This window comes from Halolamina sediminis, from assembly GCF_001282785.1.
In the GTDB taxonomy this organism is placed as follows: domain Archaea; phylum Halobacteriota; class Halobacteria; order Halobacteriales; family Haloferacaceae; genus Halolamina; species Halolamina sediminis.
This window is the reverse complement of record NZ_CVUA01000001.1, coordinates 2,498,692-2,514,801: the sequence shown is the minus strand read 5'-3', so window position 1 is coordinate 2,514,801 and position 16,110 is coordinate 2,498,692. Positions and strand designations below refer to the sequence as shown.

At 60.2% G+C, this 16,110-nt stretch carries 10 protein-coding genes and 6 pseudogenes; 5 read left to right on the top strand and 11 right to left on the bottom strand.

The window, feature by feature from the left end; translation table 11 throughout:
• The first annotated feature begins 196 nt into the window (after positions 1 to 196).
• Positions 197 to 1,312, top strand: a complete 1,116-nt coding sequence (locus BN1959_RS14490) for a glycosyltransferase family 4 protein (RefSeq protein ID WP_079978685.1) — start codon at positions 197 to 199, stop codon at positions 1,310 to 1,312.
• 175 nt (positions 1,313 to 1,487) lie between these two features.
• Here BN1959_RS14490 and BN1959_RS14830 read toward each other — a convergent pair.
• Together BN1959_RS14830 and BN1959_RS15440 are read right to left on the bottom strand one after the other, a co-directional pair.
• Positions 1,488 to 1,763, bottom strand: a pseudogene (locus BN1959_RS14830) (VirB4 family type IV secretion system protein); the annotation flags it as partial.
• A gap of 162 nt (positions 1,764 to 1,925) precedes the next feature.
• Positions 1,926 to 2,382, bottom strand: a pseudogene (locus tag BN1959_RS15440) (sugar transferase); the annotation flags it as partial.
• 262 nt (positions 2,383 to 2,644) lie between these two features.
• On the opposite strand from BN1959_RS15440, the gene BN1959_RS12660 reads away from it, so the two are divergent.
• Positions 2,645 to 3,055 carry a hypothetical protein gene (locus BN1959_RS12660; RefSeq protein WP_237560341.1) on the top strand — a complete coding sequence of 137 codons (411 nt, stop codon included), beginning with the start codon at positions 2,645 to 2,647 and terminating at the stop codon, positions 3,053 to 3,055.
• A gap of 183 nt (positions 3,056 to 3,238) precedes the next feature.
• Here the strand turns inward: BN1959_RS12660 and BN1959_RS12655 are convergent.
• Positions 3,239 to 5,113: pseudogene (locus BN1959_RS12655) on the bottom strand (VirB4 family type IV secretion system protein); the annotation flags it as partial.
• Positions 5,114 to 5,407: 294 nt separating this feature from the next.
• On the opposite strand from BN1959_RS12655, the gene BN1959_RS12650 reads away from it, so the two are divergent.
• Both BN1959_RS12650 and BN1959_RS12645 read left to right on the top strand, forming a co-directional pair.
• Entirely contained in the window at positions 5,408 to 5,698 is a 291-nt protein-coding gene (locus tag BN1959_RS12650; protein ID WP_053948990.1) for a UPF0175 family protein, read from the top strand.
• Positions 5,699 to 6,211, top strand: a complete 513-nt coding sequence (locus BN1959_RS12645) for a DUF3368 domain-containing protein (RefSeq protein ID WP_053948989.1) — start codon at positions 5,699 to 5,701, stop codon at positions 6,209 to 6,211.
• A 239-nt stretch (positions 6,212 to 6,450) separates the two neighbouring features.
• Here BN1959_RS12645 and BN1959_RS12640 read toward each other — a convergent pair.
• The 7 genes and pseudogenes from BN1959_RS12640 to BN1959_RS12615 form a co-directional block, all read right to left on the bottom strand.
• A pseudogene (locus BN1959_RS12640) lies at positions 6,451 to 8,520 on the bottom strand (VirB4 family type IV secretion system protein); the annotation flags it as partial.
• Between the two features lie 6 nt (positions 8,521 to 8,526).
• Positions 8,527 to 9,633 (bottom strand): annotated as a pseudogene (locus tag BN1959_RS14485) (hypothetical protein); the annotation flags it as partial.
• A gap of 3 nt (positions 9,634 to 9,636) precedes the next feature.
• On the bottom strand, positions 9,637 to 10,737 hold the full coding sequence (locus tag BN1959_RS12635; protein WP_053948988.1) for a hypothetical protein: 1,101 nt from the start codon (positions 10,735 to 10,737) through the stop codon (positions 9,637 to 9,639).
• A 2-nt stretch (positions 10,738 to 10,739) separates the two neighbouring features.
• The gene (locus tag BN1959_RS14480) at positions 10,740 to 11,582 is read right to left on the bottom strand and encodes a hypothetical protein (protein ID WP_079978684.1); all 843 of its coding nucleotides are present in this window, start codon (positions 11,580 to 11,582) and stop codon (positions 10,740 to 10,742) included.
• The gene (locus BN1959_RS12625; RefSeq protein WP_053948986.1) at positions 11,579 to 13,312 is read right to left on the bottom strand and encodes a hypothetical protein; all 1,734 of its coding nucleotides are present in this window, start codon (positions 13,310 to 13,312) and stop codon (positions 11,579 to 11,581) included. The genes BN1959_RS14480 and BN1959_RS12625 overlap by 4 nt, the downstream gene beginning before the upstream one ends.
• A gap of 12 nt (positions 13,313 to 13,324) precedes the next feature.
• Positions 13,325 to 13,744, bottom strand: coding sequence for a hypothetical protein (locus BN1959_RS12620; RefSeq protein WP_053949399.1), 420 nt, complete (start codon positions 13,742 to 13,744; stop codon positions 13,325 to 13,327).
• A 5-nt stretch (positions 13,745 to 13,749) separates the two neighbouring features.
• On the bottom strand, positions 13,750 to 14,028 hold the full coding sequence (locus BN1959_RS12615) for a hypothetical protein (RefSeq protein ID WP_053948985.1): 279 nt from the start codon (positions 14,026 to 14,028) through the stop codon (positions 13,750 to 13,752).
• Between the two features lie 149 nt (positions 14,029 to 14,177).
• On the opposite strand from BN1959_RS12615, the pseudogene BN1959_RS14475 reads away from it, so the two are divergent.
• Positions 14,178 to 14,421 (top strand): annotated as a pseudogene (locus tag BN1959_RS14475) (acetamidase/formamidase family protein); the annotation flags it as partial.
• A 24-nt stretch (positions 14,422 to 14,445) separates the two neighbouring features.
• Here BN1959_RS14475 and BN1959_RS12610 read toward each other — a convergent pair.
• Complete coding sequence (locus BN1959_RS12610; RefSeq protein ID WP_053948984.1) at positions 14,446 to 15,828, bottom strand: ATP-binding protein; 1,383 nt, start codon at positions 15,826 to 15,828, stop codon at positions 14,446 to 14,448.
• Positions 15,829 to 16,110: the final 282 nt, after the last annotated feature.

The window sequence follows — 16,110 nt, the reverse complement described above, 5'->3', positions numbered from 1 at the left end:
GATTGATTCAATTCTGTATAAGTTCTCTATGTATCGAGTCCCGCCAATAATGCTGAAAAGCGCTCCCGCACACTCCTGACGTGACCGGGTTACTATTCCAGTTGCCTCCGGAAACTGAGAAACGAAAGCCTCCCTCCGATAGAGATATTGTATCGGACACGATAACATATCAGTTAGAACAGCTGGGATACCTCAAATGAGTTCACATGAGATTCTACAGATAATCACCCGATCTGATTGGGGTGGTGCACCTCGTGTTGTCGAGTCGTTAGCAACCAATATTGACGATGTCACGGCCGTTGCCTGTGGTCCTGGCGGGCGATTAATTAACCGACTCAAAAAGCAGGGGGTACAGGTTCATGTTCAACCGTATTTACAGAGTACACCTCATCCAAAAGATGTACTCGCGTATCGAGACTTGCGGCAGCTTATCGCGGGAGGAGAGTTTGATCTCGTACACAGTCACAGCACAAAGGCAGGAGCACTTGCCCGCCTCGCAGCATCCAGGGTGGGGGTTCCAAGCGTTTTCACCGTCCATGGATGGGGATTTTACAACACTGAATACGGATCACTCCGTCCAATCGTAATTAAGGGAGAACGGTTCCTTGAGCGACGCACTGACGAAGTGGTCTGCGTATCTCGAAACGACCTCCGAGAGGGTAGGCGTCACGGAATTCTCTCTGAGGAGTCCGGAACCGTCATTCATAACGGGATTCCACCACTACAATATTCGTCTAATCGGAGCACTCTCTACGATGAATTCGAGATCGATCCAGACACACCAATTGTTGGCTCGATAGGAAGACTTGCGGCCCAAAAAGATCCGATAGCAATCCTCAAAACCGCGAAGCAGCTCAGAGATGACGGATACGAGATTGCAACTGTCCTCATCGGCAGCGGGCCGCTTAAGGACAAATGTATCCAATATGTCGACGAACACGGCTTAGATAGCGTCTATATGCCGGGATTCGTGGATAATGCGCTAGAATTTCTCCCGGACTTCGACGTGTTCTTGCTACCGTCACGGTTCGAGGGGTTCCCACTGACTATACTAGAGTGTCTACATGCAGGTGTACCCCTCGTCGCACACGATGTCGGTGGCGTCGCCGAGGCTATCGACGATGGGAAAACCGGTTTTGTCGTCCCTCCAGACGCGGACAACAGTCGTTTCGTTGGTCGAGTTGAAACACTCCTCAAACATCCGGAGCAACGACGAGAGATGGGAAAACGTGCACAACAGGTTGCCGTAGATCGTTTTACGGAAGACCGGATGGTCTCAGACTACCGGAGACTCTATGATTCGATCCTATAGAAGGGTTAGATTTGTGAGTCTTCTCGCAGTTAACCAACTTTCTGTTCTCCTCCGGGTGAGATAGCTGGCACCAACGTATTTCGATCGCTACCAATGCAGCCAAAACCCAGTCATTCGTCTTTGTGGCCGGGTTGAAGTACTTCCTCATTTCACCTTTAGAACTATCAAATAACTACTACTTCTGTTCGGTGGGGGCAAAGTCAATAACCCGCTTCTCTTTAGACATAGCCTCAACCGAAAGTCCACGCGATTTATCATTGACTCCAATTGCCTCCGCGAACCCGGCATCCTCGTTCCCGGGCACCGCATCCTGTACCTACCGCATCTGGGCGTATCTCAGTCCGAACTTCCTGGGCCCACTCCTCGCTATCCCGTCCAACCGATGGAACTGCTTCATCGCACACTGGTCAAGAATGGCTTCACTCTCGGCGTGTTCGAAGAACTCGTCGATCTCTGGTGAATTTAGCCCGAGCATCCCGCCGACCGAATTTCTCTTCGCGTTGAGCGCTTCGGCGACGCCGGCCCAGTCGTTCAGCGGTTCAGGAATGATGCCGATCCGGTCCCGTGCCTTCTCCACCGACTCACCACTAGACACAATCAGGCTAAATCTGGTTTAGTCCCGGACCGTACTCACCACATCCACCACCTTCCAAACCTGCCTGACGACGATCTTCACGTCCGACGTGAACGACTGCTCTTTCACGTACTGCAGATCGTACCGCAACTTCTCCACCGGGTTCGTACTCTTCACGTCGTTCACCTGCGCCAGCCCCGTCAACCCATGTTCACGAACCACCGCTTCCACCAGGTCCGCTCTTGGGCCTCCAACAGCGACTCCTCCTGCGTCCACACCGCTCGCGGACCGACCACAATCATATCCCCAACCAAGATCGACCAGAGCTGTGGGATCTCGTCGAGGTGCGTGCGCCGCAACACGCGCCCGACCCGAGTGATCTGTTCATTCTCCTCGTCCTCGACGGGTGTCGCCGACTCGCCATTGAGAGCTATCGACCCTTGAACACCTCGAACGTCTCGCCAAACACTGTCGTCCGTTCCTGCTTGTTGAGTACCTTGTCGACGGAACACTCGACACGATGGGTGAGGAAGTCGATGAACCATACTTCAGCGTTTGTTAATCGACGATCAACAGATGCGCTGACCGCTGACTACTGATCGTGGCGGATGTTTTTGTCGTCGCCAACCACAGCGATGCTACCGATGGGGCTGTACGACGACCTGCTCGTGGTTGACTGCCTCGAACTACCGAAGTTCCCCGATACCCGGAGTCCGACCGAGGTCGAGTAGCAGACGAAGCAGATCGGCCGCCCGGCGATGCAGCAGTACAAACTCACGTCGACGGGGCGATTACTGCGACGTGAACGGGAGTACCACGAGAAAACCGTCGAGGAGAAACACGAGGAGGCCACCGAGCAGGGCTTCGACTCCTGGGAAGCGTACATCTCGTTCTGCGAGGATGTGGATACCCACGACATCGTCCAGCGGGGAATCGGCGTCGGCGGCCCCGACGAGCAGACCGTCGACGAAGAGTTCTGGGTTGACCACAATATGCACGGCTCGTTCGAGGTTCACGGGAAACACGACGATATCGAAGACGGGCTCTACTGGTCGTACGAGGCACGGTTCACGCGTGGTGACCTCGACGCCATCGTCTTCCTCGGCGAGCGAGGTGGCGCCGAGCCGAGCGACTACAAACCGGATGAACCGACCCGCATTCAGTTTTGAGCTCCTTCGCTCTCACGGATCCCGCAGGACCTCCTGCATCGACGCCAGCAGTCCCTCTCACTACCGAGGGAAGCCTTAACCAACACTTGGGTGCAGATGGAGCAACCGTTGGTTAAACCCGGGTGAGAAAACGCTAGACCGAATGAAGTCCACGAGAGGTTCCTCGATCCATTCCGTCGTCGACTACTCGTCTGCTGAACCCCGCCGACCGTTCGTACTCTGTTGATCGTCGGCACCGGGTAGCGACGATGGTGCTTCCCCCGCCGGGTCGAAATCTATCACTTCCTTCTCCTTCGGCATCGCCTCAACGGTAATCCCGCGCCACTCCCCATCGACGCCGACCAATGCCTCTGCGAATCCGGCATCCTCGTTCCCGGGCACCGCGTCCTGTACGTATCGCATCTGGGCGTAGTTGAGCCCGAATTCTTGAGCCCACGCTTCGTCCATCCCGTCCAACCGATGGAACTGCTTCACCGCGCACTGGTCGAGAATCGCCTCACTCTCGGTGTGCTCGAAGAACTTGTCGACGGTCTGCGTCACAAGCCGAATCGAGAGGTTGTGATGGCGGTGATGCCGAAACACTGTCTCCAAGAACGCCAGACTCGCGGCGTCCTGCATCAGGTAGCGTGCTTCGTCGATGTAGAACACCACCTCCTTCTCGGACACTTTCGCACGCTCGTAGACCAGCGAGATTAACAACTGCATCGTCAGCGCCGTCCCACTATCCACACGCCCCTCCTGCTGCGCGAGATCCAGGTAGATCACCTTCTCGTCCCGAATGTCGAACTCGGACTCGGTTCCCAGGTTCGCGTGACGGCCACCTTCCTCGAACGGCCGGAGCTGATCAAGCAACCACGTCGCGTCCTCCTCGATTTTCGTCGCCTCTTCGTCAGCCCGGACGACGAAGTCCTCCGGTTCCTCGACCATGTCCTCAAACACGTCCAGCATATCCCGAATCGTCGGACTCTGATTCCCATGCGTCGAGATAACGTCAGTGATGCCCTTGCGCTTGTACGCGCGCTCGAGCCCGAGCTCCATTGTCGTCCGTCGATCTCCCAGCGAAATCCCCCGCAGCGCGAAGAAGTTCGTGAGAAAACTCATCGCGTCGTCGAGCTTCTCGTTGAACGGGCTCGCATCTTCCCCCATCGCCCGCTGCACACGCTCAGGCGTCTCCCGAATTTCGAGCGGATTCAGTCCGAGCGTCCCGCCAACCGTGATCCGCTTCGCGTCCAACGCTTCGGCGACGCCGGCCCAGTCGTTCAGCGGTTCGAGGATGACGCCGATCCGGTCGCGCACCTGCTCCATCGACCGGATGAAGTTCTGCTTGGAACTGAACGACTTCCCCGACCCGGTGTCGCCGACCGTGAACATCGCGTAGCCGTTGTCCCGCGCAAATGGATCGATCACGACTGGGCTCCGAGTATCTTTGTGCATCCCGAACTCGACGCCACCTTCCTCGAGGATCGTCGCGTTGTGCGGCGACGCCAGCAGCGCCCCGACGGCGCCACCGAGCACGATAGATTCCCGGCCAAACTCGTTCGCCCCGATCGGTGCCGCCGACTGCAGCGCTACCTCCTGCCGACAGATCGCCGTCTTCGGTGTGAGGTTCGCGGGCTCGTCCCGCAGCGTGCTCTTGACCTGCTGCACGTCGTCCTGTAGCGTCTCCCGATCATCGGCGCGCACCGTAACGAACACGGCCTGGTCGAACACACTTGCCCCATTCTCGACCGCCGTGTACGTCGCCACCGCCTCATCCGCCCGCTCTTGGAGATACGTACTCCGAACACTCTGTTCGAGGTCGGCATCCACCTGCAGGTCGTCGGCGATCTCCTGCAGTTCGTTGCGGGCCCGTTCCTGGTTCTTCGGTGTGATGTGGGCGGTTAGATCGAACTGCACGTCGGTCAGTTCGAACAGGTCGCTGAGGTAGCCATCACTCGGGTAGTCGGCGATGTAGAGCGTCGACGTCCACTGCTCGCCCACACAAGCAGCCCAAGTCTCCAACCCATTCTTTGACGGCGCCGTCGCGGTCTTGTGCGATTTGGCGATGCCTTCGAGGAGGTGGACACCAGCGTACCAGTTCACGACCAACCTGCTCAAGTGCCTCAACGGCCCAAATTCTGATCTTCTCGGTTCACTTGAACTGGTGGTGTGTCTCTCCGAGATATCGAACTCCCCGTTTCCGAAATCGCGATTTCCGAAATGAGGAATTCTTTCCCCGAGTCGGGGAACTGTAACTCACATCGGTGATAGCGTTTCAACCAACAATTCTCGGCAATTTCGGGAGGTACGTTGGTTAAACAGCCTTGCTGAACCACCAAAGCGCTTGTATACATCGAGTGCAATGTATACACCATGGGAACGATCTCCGCACGGGTACCCGACGAGTTAGAGGCAGAACTCGAGACGTATCTCGAAGACGAGAACCTCGACCGAAGCACGGCAGTTCGGAAACTCCTCACCGAAGGGCTCGACGAGTGGCGTCGCGAACAGGCCCTCGAGCGGCTCGCCAACGGAAAAATCTCGTTCAGCAAAGCGGCCGAGATGGCGGGGATGTCCGTCTGGGACTTTGCACAACTCGCCAAGGAGCGCGACATCACCTGGGTCGACGACGACCACGTCGACGGGGACCTCGAGGCGCTGTGAATGTGGGTGTTCGACGCGACGCCCCTCATCTATCTCGCGAAGACTGATCGACTCACGCTCGTCCAACACCTTGACGAGGAGTGCATTATCCCTAGTCGTGTCTACGACGAGGTGGTCGAAACCGGAATCGAAGAGGGGTATCCGGACGCTCGCCGTGTCGAACGGAGCGTCGATGCAGGCCACTTCGTGGTGCAACCGGTCGAATCGACGCCACTCTTCTCCCGGCTCCAGCAGAATCCCTCCCTCAGCGACGCAGACATCGCCGTGCTTGCGTATGCCGACGCACACGACGGGACTGCCGTGATGGACGAGACGTACGGTCGGGACGTTGCCGCCGCCGAAGGAATCACGACCAGAGGAACAGCGTATCTCGTGTTGAAACTCACAACGCAGGGGGCGATCAGCACTGACGACGCGCGAGATGTGATCGATTCGATGATCGAGGAAGGATGGTACTGTGCACCCGATGTCTACGCGAAGATCGCCCAGAAACTCGATTCGCTTCAAGACTGACCGCCGTTCCCGAAACCGTTACCGCAAGCACTCTCCAAAACCCTCCATCTCTATTGTGCGCCCCTTCCACGTCTCAGAAAATGATCAGCCGCCAGCCCGCGAAGGTCACTGACGCGACGATAGACATGGTTCGGAACGAACTGAACGGTTCTCTACAGACGTGAAGAAATTGATATCCTCCCGCCCCTGAAGGGATGGGCTTCCGTTCGCTACGTGTCAGTCCGACCGGCCTCACTACGTTCTTCGTCGGCGCCAGGCAGCGACGACCGTTCTTGCTCAGTCGGGTCAAAGTCAATCACTTGCTTCTCGTTGGGCATCGCCTCAACCTGAATCCCGCGCCATTCGCCATCCACCCCAATAAGCGCCTCCGCAAACCCCGCATCCTCATTCCCCGGCACCGCGTCCTGCACATACCGCATCTGGGCGTAGTTCAATCCGAACTCCTGGGCCCACTCTTCGTCCATCCCGTCCAACCGGTGGAACTGCTTCACCGCACACTGGTCAAGAATGGCCTCACTCTCGGCGTGTTCGAAGAACTCATCAACCGTCTGCGTCACGAGGCGAATCGAGAGGTCGTGATGTCGGTGGTGGCGAAACACCGTCTCAAGGAACGCGAGACTCGCGGCGTCCTGCATGAGATAACGAGCTTCGTCGATGTAGAAGACGACCTCCTTCTTCGAGACTTTCGCACGCTCGTAGACCAGTGAGATCAACAACTGCATCGTTAAGGCCGTCCCACTATCCACACTCCCCTCCTGCTGGGCTAAATCCAGATAGATGACCTTTTGATCGCGAATATCAAACTCTGAGGACTGTCCGAGATTCGAATGCCGCCCGGTTTCCTCGAAGGGACGGAGCTGGTCGAGCAACCACGTCGCGTCCTCTTTGAGCTTCTTCGCTTCCTCGTCGGCCCGCACGACGAACGCCTCGGGCTCGTCAACCATATCCTCGAAGACGTCCATCATGTCCCGAATAGTCGGACTCGGGTTGTCGTGCGTCGAGATATCGTCGGTGATGTCGTTGCGATTGTACGCGCGCTTGAGCCCGAGTTCCAGCGTCGTTCGTCGATCTCCAAGCGAGACCCCACGTAACGCGAAGAAGTTCGTCAGAAAACTCATCGCGTCGTCGAGTTTCTCGTTGAACGGACTGGCGTCCTCGCCCATCGCGCGCTGGACGCGCTCCGGCGTTTCCCGCAGTTCGAGGGGATTCAACCCGAGCGTCCCGCCGACAGTGATGCGTTTCGCATCGAGCGCTTCCGCGACACCTGCCCAATCGTTCAACGGTTCGAGGATGATGCCGATACGGCCCGTGCTCTGTTCGATCGACCGGATGAAATTCTGCTTGGAACTGAACGACTTCCCCGAGCCGGGATCGCCGACGGTGAACATCGCGTACCCGTTCTCCCTGTTGAACGGATCGATCACCACGGGGCTCCGCGTATCCTTGTGCATCCCGAACTCGACGCCACCTTCCTCCAGAATCGTTGCGTTGTGTGGCGCCGCCAGCAACGCCCCGACGGCGCCACCCAGCGCGATCGACTCGCGGCCGAACTCGTTCGCGCCGATCGGCGCCGCCGACTGCAGCGCCACGCCCTGCCGGCAGATCGCCGTCTTCGGCGTCAGGTTCGCCGGCTCGTCCCGCAGCGTGCTCTTCACCTGCTGCACGTCATCCTGTAGTGTTTCCCGATCGTCGGCGCGCACCGTCACGAACACACCCTGATCGAACACCCGAGCCCCGTTCTCGACGGCCGTATATGTCGCCGCCGCCTCGTCCGCCCGCTCCTGCAGGTACGAACTCCGCACGCTCTGCTCCAGATCGGCGTCCACCTGCAGGTCGTCGGCGATCTCCTGCAGTTCGGTCCGCGCGCGCTCCTGGTTCTTCGGCGTGATGTGGGCGGTTAGATCGAACTGCACGTCGGTCAGCTCGAACAGCTCGCTGAGGTAGCCGTCAGTGGGGTAGTCCGGATAGTCGGCGATGTACAGCGTCGACGTCCACTGGTCGCCGACACGGGCGGCACGGGTCTCCCACTCGATGGCGTCGGGTGCCGTGACGGTCTTGTGGGACTCGGCGATGTCGTCGAGCAGTTGGCCTTCGGCCTGCCCATCGGCGAGCGTCTCCTCGTCGAGGACCTCAGAGAAGTCGACTGTTTCCTCGTCGTTAGCGCGATACCGATCCCACAGCACCTTGCCACCGGCAACGACGGCGCTGACGAGCACCAGATAGAGCGCGGCCCCCTCGACGGTCGTCGGCGACGCAAGCCACTCTCGGAGCTGTCTCAAGACACCCGACTGGATGATCGCGCTACGCATCGCCTGGTCCTCCCGGCGCGAGTGGCCGACAACCGGCTGTTCACGAACAACCTCCGCAGCATCGCCGTAGTCGTCCTCGCGACCGTTCCAGAACGCCATGTTCAGGAGGAACAGCTCGACCGTGCTGAGGCGGCGGGCCGACCAGCTCGAGGCCTGCTGGATGAACTCTGTCCGCACGTCGGCAACCCGACTATCCAGCTCCTCGAACATCCGCGCCCGCCGCTCGACGTCGGTGAGGTCCTCGCGTCGGGTCACGAACGGCGTGAACAGCATACCGAGCACGGGAAGCTGCGTCAGTTTTTCGGCCGGCGTGGCCTCCTCCCGGTAGCGGTCGTACACGTCCAGCGGCGAGACCTCGACGCCGATGTAGTACTGCACCTGTTGGATCCCCCGTTCGCGCATTTCTTTCGGCCGCGTGTCCCGGTACTCCTCGAGGAGTTCTCGGAAGATCGGGTTGGCTTCGACGTCTTCGTCGTCGAGGCGGTCCTCGATCGTCTCGGTTAGCTGTTCCACCGGAAACGACCGGGTCGTCGCGTGGAACGTCAACTTCGCGTCGAGTTCCTTGTTCGCGAACGCCGCGCCGGCGTCCTGCAGTTGGGCCCAGTCCTCGGACATGGCGAAGTCCATGTTCCCCGGGTCGACCTCGATGAACGCCTCCATCGTCCCGTCGACGCGCTGTACCGCGCCGGCCCCGGGCCACGCCCGCTCGATGTTGGTGAGGTCCTGTGTCCGCTCGTCCGGTGTGAACGGCGTGTAGTTCGCGAGACCACCTTCGTTGCGCTCTGCCTCGTTGGTACTACTGTCGGCCTCCTCTGGGGCGCTAAACGTGGCCCTGGGGCGCTTGAGGTACTGGTATACGTCGGTCGTCCACGTCCATGCGTTCATGTGCTCGGGCGTGACGTAGACGACCGCCGTGCCGAACCCCGTGCCGGCGGCGATCAGGGGGAGTGCGAGTGATTCGACGCCGGTGAGACTGGCAAGGAACAAGCCCGCGATGGGGAACGCGATCAGGACGCCGACATCGCCCTCCTCGATGTTGAGGTAGGGAATACGGCTCTCCTCGCCGAACTGGTCCATGATGCGCCGTGCGGCTGCGTCGTTGTCTGAGCTCATGGATTAGTGGATCCCGCGATCGAAGTCCATCCCGTAATCGTTCGATTCGCTCCCACTCGGCTCGTTTTCAGTGCGACGGTAGGACGGCTCCCCATTCCCATCGCCGTCTTCACTTCGAGCAGCGGCTTTCTGGGCGACTGCTTGGCCCGCGGCGGCTTTGGGGCCCCATCGTGCGGCGGTCGTTGCGACGCTCGCGTTTCCGGCGTACGCACCGGCGGCGACGCCGCCGACGAGCGCTGCGCCGCGGGTGACACCGCTGAGGGCTTTCGCGGTCAGTGGAGTGGCGTACTTGAACGTCTGCCACGTGGCGTAGAGGGCGACGACGGGGAGGGAGACGGCGACGAGATACTGCAGGAACGGTGTGTTGGGCGAGAGGCCGCCCGTCGAGTAGACGATGTCGTACCCCTTGAACACGATCGCTGCCGGGAGTGGGAGGACGGTGAGCGGGACGAAGCGTTTCGCGAACCCGTGGCCGATACTCGACAGGATCGGGACGTTACCGTAAGCGACGGCGATGGCGATCGGCATCCCGTAGAGGTAGACGTAGAGCAAGATTTCGCGGATGTAGAGGAGCGCCTGCAGTGCCCACATGGAGATACCGCCGGCAAGAGCGAAGAGGAGGGAGAGGGCGGGATTGGTGATAGAGCCTCTCAAGAGATCCAGCATCAGATCGGTCAGTACCCCCACAGCGGGAAGGAGAGCAATCGTGAACCCGTCGACGAGGTAAAGCGATAGCGTTCCGACCCAGTACCACACGATAATCAGGAACGCACCAGTCCACGCATTCTTCTTGGTCTTCCGTGCCTCGTAGTTACTCCCGATATTGAAGATCCGGATTGCATGTCGCCCTTGGACACTCACCACGAGAAGGAGCAGCGCGATTAGCACGATTTCACCGCCGACAAGCGTGTCTTGGAGCTCAACCCACGGTTGGTTCGTTGGCTCTCCGAACACGAATGGCCCGTTGGTCCTCGGTGTCGGCGTTCCGAGCATTGCCTCCGAAAGGGTCTGATACCCTGATCGGAGCCCGTTCATGAACTGGCTAACAAGCCAATCGACGCTAGCCTTGATCCCCTCAAGGACGACATCAATCAGATCAACCATCGCTACACCTCCGTGACGGTTACATCACAATCGGTCATCTCTGTTGAGCTGGTATACTGGACATCGAACGTTTGAGTTGTATTGGAGGATTTGACGGCAGTCTCTAGGACGACTGTGAACTGGCCATTATTCCCATCTGGCGAGCATCCCATACCGTCCGGAGATTTTGATCCAAACGGAGCAGACGAACTATAGAGCTCAATTGTTTGGCCAGCTGGGATGAGTGCCCGGTCAGTTCTTTGCATGCCATTACTCCATGGATCTTCCGTAGGTCCAGGAACATCGCCGGAGAACACGAGTTCAGTTACTGTCTCTGGCCCAGTTCCCGTGTTCTCCACAGTCACGAATGCTTGACCGTTGACCAGCCGATTCGTCTCCGATTCCCCGTACACCTCCTCCCACGGTTTGTCTGGATGGTTCCGATACAGCCCCACTTCACGGATCTCGAGCTCAGGACGGATCTCCAGCGACGTTTCCGCGACCGTCTCCTCGCCGTCGACGCCGACGACGTCGTACTCACCGGGCGTGTACGCGGTCCGGAACTCGAAAGACACCTGCTTGGCGCCGGCGGCGACGTCGCGGGTCCCCCACAGTTCGCCGTTCGGTTTGATGAGGTTCACCTGCTCAACCGCTGTCTCGGCGGCGAGCTTGACGACCAGCGTCGTGCCGTCGACGCCAACCGCCTGAAACGGGCCGGCACTCGCCCGATTCTGCGCAGTCCTTGACTCGGTCCCCGGACCGGCTGGCCCATCATCCGCGGCACAGCCGCTGACACCGACGGTGGCGCCGATGACGAACGTTCGAAGCGCGGTGCGTCGATCGATGAGGGAGTTGTTGGAGGTCATTGGCTGTCGGAGTACCGCCCTGCAGGACTCAGCAACGCCAGTAGTCGACGCCCGGCGTAGAGCGCGACGACGAACGGAAGCAACTGCCAGCCCACCTCGAGCAGGAGCGCGACCCAGCCATCGAGCGTGGTGAGTGGATGCCACCGAACAGTCGCGGTATCGCCGACGTACGCGGACGACTGTGACACCCACGACTCCGGGTGATACCGCACCGTGTAGATTCCGGGCTGGTCAACCGTTACGACGGCGACGCCCGACGCATTCGTCTCGACGCGCTGGCCGGCGATGGTGATGTAGCCGGTGCGTTCCGGCCGCACGGTTGGGCCGTCGCGGGCACTGTCGTCGAGAACGATCGGCTCGCCCCTATCGGCAGTCCGGAGCGTCACGCGAACGCGCGCCCCAGACTGAGTCTGCTCCCGGATGGTCGCCGTCAGGTTGCTCCGGGTGAGCGGGCGCTCGAACCCGTCGTTCGGTTCGGTAATCGAGGCGTTCACTCCGCGGACGATACCGCCGATGTTGATCGCACCGGGATCGACACGAGCCGCCCGCACGGCGACACCGTAACTGGCCGTGTACGGGTGATGCACCACATCGATGGTGATGTTCTCGCCCAGCGTCGGCGCCGGCGACGCCGCGGTCGTCCCCCACGTCTCGAGGATGGTCGGCCCATCCCGGACTGGCTCCGCACGGGGGCCGATCCGCGAGGGGTAGGCGTGGACGAAGACGGGGACCGCATCCGAGGCAACCGTCTCCGTCGCCGTGCCGTTCGTTCGGGTGAGCGTGTCCCAACTCGTGTCGCGGGCCGTGTAGAACCGCCAGACGCCGCGAACGCGCGGTGACTCGTTCGCGGTGAGGGTGTACCCCTGCCACGGCCGCGTCTGGAAGACGGCGACGCCAGTGTCACCGTTGGCGTACTCGGCGTAGTAGACCGACGCCGAGAGGTCGTACACCTCAGCCGTCAGCGAGTCGCGAACGGTGAGCGTCTCGGTCCTGACCGTGGTGTTCGTTGCGGCCCCAGTCCCGTTATCGCGGACCGTGCCACGGAGCCGGACGTGGATCGTTGCTTCGAGCGTTACCGTCACCTGGCCATCGGTCCGAAGGTCGTACTGCAGCGTCGGCGTGTGGGTCCCGTTGCGGTCGACGATCGGCTCGCCGTCGCGGAGCAGTCGAACGGTCTCGATCTCGTGGCTCGCGATCGACCACTCGGTCGTCCCGGTGCCGCCCGGACTCGCGTTCGGGCGGCGAACGCGGTAGTCGACGAACCCGCGGAGCGTCCCGTTCGGCGCAAGGTACTGTACGGTCTCGTTCGGCGCGAGATGGCCCCGCGTCGACGGCTGGGCGGCGAAGATCGTCGCGTGGGCGTCGGCGATCAACGTCCCGTTTTTGAGGGTTGCGCCGCTGGGGGAGACCGACGTGGTCGGGCCGCCAGCATGGAGATCCGCGAAATCGTTGCGCGTCCAGGTTGCAGCTGTTGCTGGCGGCCGGGTGAATGTGATGTCGGTCCCGTTCGCGAGCTGCTGCATCGCCGTTCGCGACTCACCGTAGCGGCGGCGATACGCGGATTGGGCGGTGTAGTTGTCGGCGTCGCGGGACCACAACGTCGCGGACTCGTTCTCGGTGAGGCCGTTGTCGTCCGTCCCCGGCGCTGGGGGGTTCGCGGTCCCCACGGCGGCGACTCCTGCGGCGAGACACAGCACGGCGGTGACCACGACGGGGGCGCGTGGCGCCATGGGGAGTGGTGGCTACCAGGGGACGAGATTGACACACTCAGCCAGCGGGAGGCTCATCATCGAGCCGGCGACGGTGTACAGCGGGCCGAGGACGACGAGCACCACCGCGGACTTCATTGCCGAGCGCTTGTGGCGTTTGAAGCGCTCTTTCTGTTCGCGGTCGATGGTGAACATCTCGAGCAGCGAGTCGGCCTGCCACACAACGACGAGGCCGACGATCCCCAGCGCCGTCGTCAACTGGAAGAACCCCTCGATCATACTGGGGAGGTTGTCCGCGCTACAGACGGCATTGTCCTGGGCGACGACGGGCTCGACGGCGACCACGCTGAGGAGGACGACGGTGAGGGCTGCCTGCTTGATGAGCCGCCGGGTCGTCGATGTCTCGGAGGCGGGACACGGGGCAGGGTCATCGGGGGCAGTGTGCTGGGCCATCGTGATCACTCCGTGGGACTGTCGGCAGTGGGTGATTCGGGCTCTTCGTCGGCGACGAGTGCTGCCAGATCCGCAAACCGGTTGGTTTCCGTCGCGATCTCGTCCAGCGTGTACCCCTGCTCCTGCGCTCGCTCAAGGCAGTCGCGGAGCTCATCGCTGTCCACACCGCGAACGGCCATCTCCTCGCGGAGTGCACGCCGATAGAGGGCTGAGGCGTTGATGTGCTCGTGCCACTGGAGATACAGTTCATCGATCGGCTCGATGGTGACTGAGCGGGTGATCATGCATGTGGCGGTGGGTATGTGTTGGTTGAGTCTCGGTACGCGGTAACAATATACATAGTTGGAACTTATTTCTTTTCCCAAAACAGAAAACCAATCTCGGTTTGTCGAGAATCGATAGCTGAGAAAATCACGCGGTACAAATGCGCCACGACGTGAAGACGGACATGGGGCCGATCTAGGTGCTTGGCTCGGGCACAACGATTAACGACGCCAGACAGAACGCCTGACTGCGCGTCGATGCAATTCGAAATGAGTAAGGGGAAAATTCGTGCTCGATGTACGGTCACCGGGGGCGTCCAGATCGGGCGGCTCCCGGGTATCGTCCAACTCGATATGCTCGTCCCGATGGACCTCCTTGAGGACCGCGGACTCGACAGCCTCGTCAGCAAGTAGTACGGTATCTGATCCCATACGGGGTCAGAGGAGAGCTCCCAATTCCTCTGGCCCGAATAGCGACCAATTCTCGCCGATGTCGTCTGCAAGGCCATCGACGAATCCACTACGCGAGAATAGCGCGAACGATTCAGTCCGATTGGCTGGGCCCCAGCGAACATCGGCGGCTTTCTGAGTCAAAGAATCAACGAGTCCGTGACCGACTGGCTCTGTAGTCCACTTACACTCCCCAAAGAGGATTCGGTCGTCACTTGGCGCGAGACCGACGATATCGATCTCCTGTTCACCGTACCACCAGCGACCAATATCGGCATAGGGGGCGAGCTCACCCTGCCTGATCGCTTCCCAGACGGCTTCCTGACAGATATCCTCGAACGTTTTTGCGGCGTGATCGGCCAATCGAGGTGCGATCGTTCCCCCATACACCATCTCTGGTGCCTCCTCGATGCTCGAGCGGTTCGGCTCGACGAACCGAAACCAGAATCGGAGGAACTCGTCGGCGACGACGTACTGCGACCGTTTGGACTGCTTCGTCGACGCTGTGACTGGCGTTTCGCGAGTAATCAAGCGGAGACGCCGGAGTGTCTGGAGATACTTCGAGAGGGGCCCGGATCCGACCCCAGTCGCCCCAGCGATCTCGTTTGGCGTCGTGTGGCCGGTCGCGATCGCCTCGAGGATGCTCAGATACCGAGCGGGGCTCCGGAGTTCGGTCCGGAGCAAGAACGCCGGCTCGTTGTACAGCATCGCCGTCGGCGACAGGATTTCCTGTTTGATGTTCTCGGCGAGCGACCGGTCGTAGTCGAACTGAGTGAGGTACATTGCTGTCCCGCCGGTGACACTGTAGGACTGCACGGCGTCTTCGAACTCGTAGGAGATGACGGCCCGTGCATCACCGAAGGAGAACGGTTGGAGATCGATCTGTCCAGTCCGACGGCCATGCAACGGGCTTTCCTGACCGAGGATTTCCGACTCCATCGTACTCACACTGGACCCACACAGCACGAGCATCGAGTCGGTCCCCGAAAGCTGCTCGTCGATGAACGACTGGAAGTACGAAGGGAGTGATTCGTTCTCCGCCACTAGATAGGGGAACTCGTCGATAACGACGATAAGCCGCTTTTCTTGCAACTTCTCGGCGAGGTACGTGAGTGCATCCTCCCAGCCCGAGATCCGTGGGGGGCGTTCGTCGACGTGGGCGGCGATCTGCTCGACGAACTTCTCTCGCTGGCGCTGTTCGGATTCCTGTGCCGCGAGGAAGTAGATATGGGGCCGCTCCCTACAGAATTCCTTCAGGAGCGCCGTCTTCCCGATCCGGCGACGCCCGTAGACGACGAAGTACCCGGCCTCCCCCGATTCGTAGGCGGTCTCCAGCGCCTCGAGCTCCGCCTCTCTGTCGTAGAAGGTCATTATCTAGGTTATCATTACTGCGATAATGACTTGTGTGTTTCGCCCAGACGAACGGGTGCCCCGATTACGATGGAACGCTTGGAACCCAATATCGGTTGCGGCCATCCCCGGGGTGGTGAAGAATCGACTACCGCTTCAACTCCCTTTCTTTTGTTCCTCTTTCTATTCAATTCATCTTTCAAAAGTTCGTAAGTTGACGAACAGGGAGACTGTCTCCAGAACGCCGATGGCCCCTCTGCGGGCGCAGAAAACTTAACCAACAGAGCGGAAGGAATCCATCAC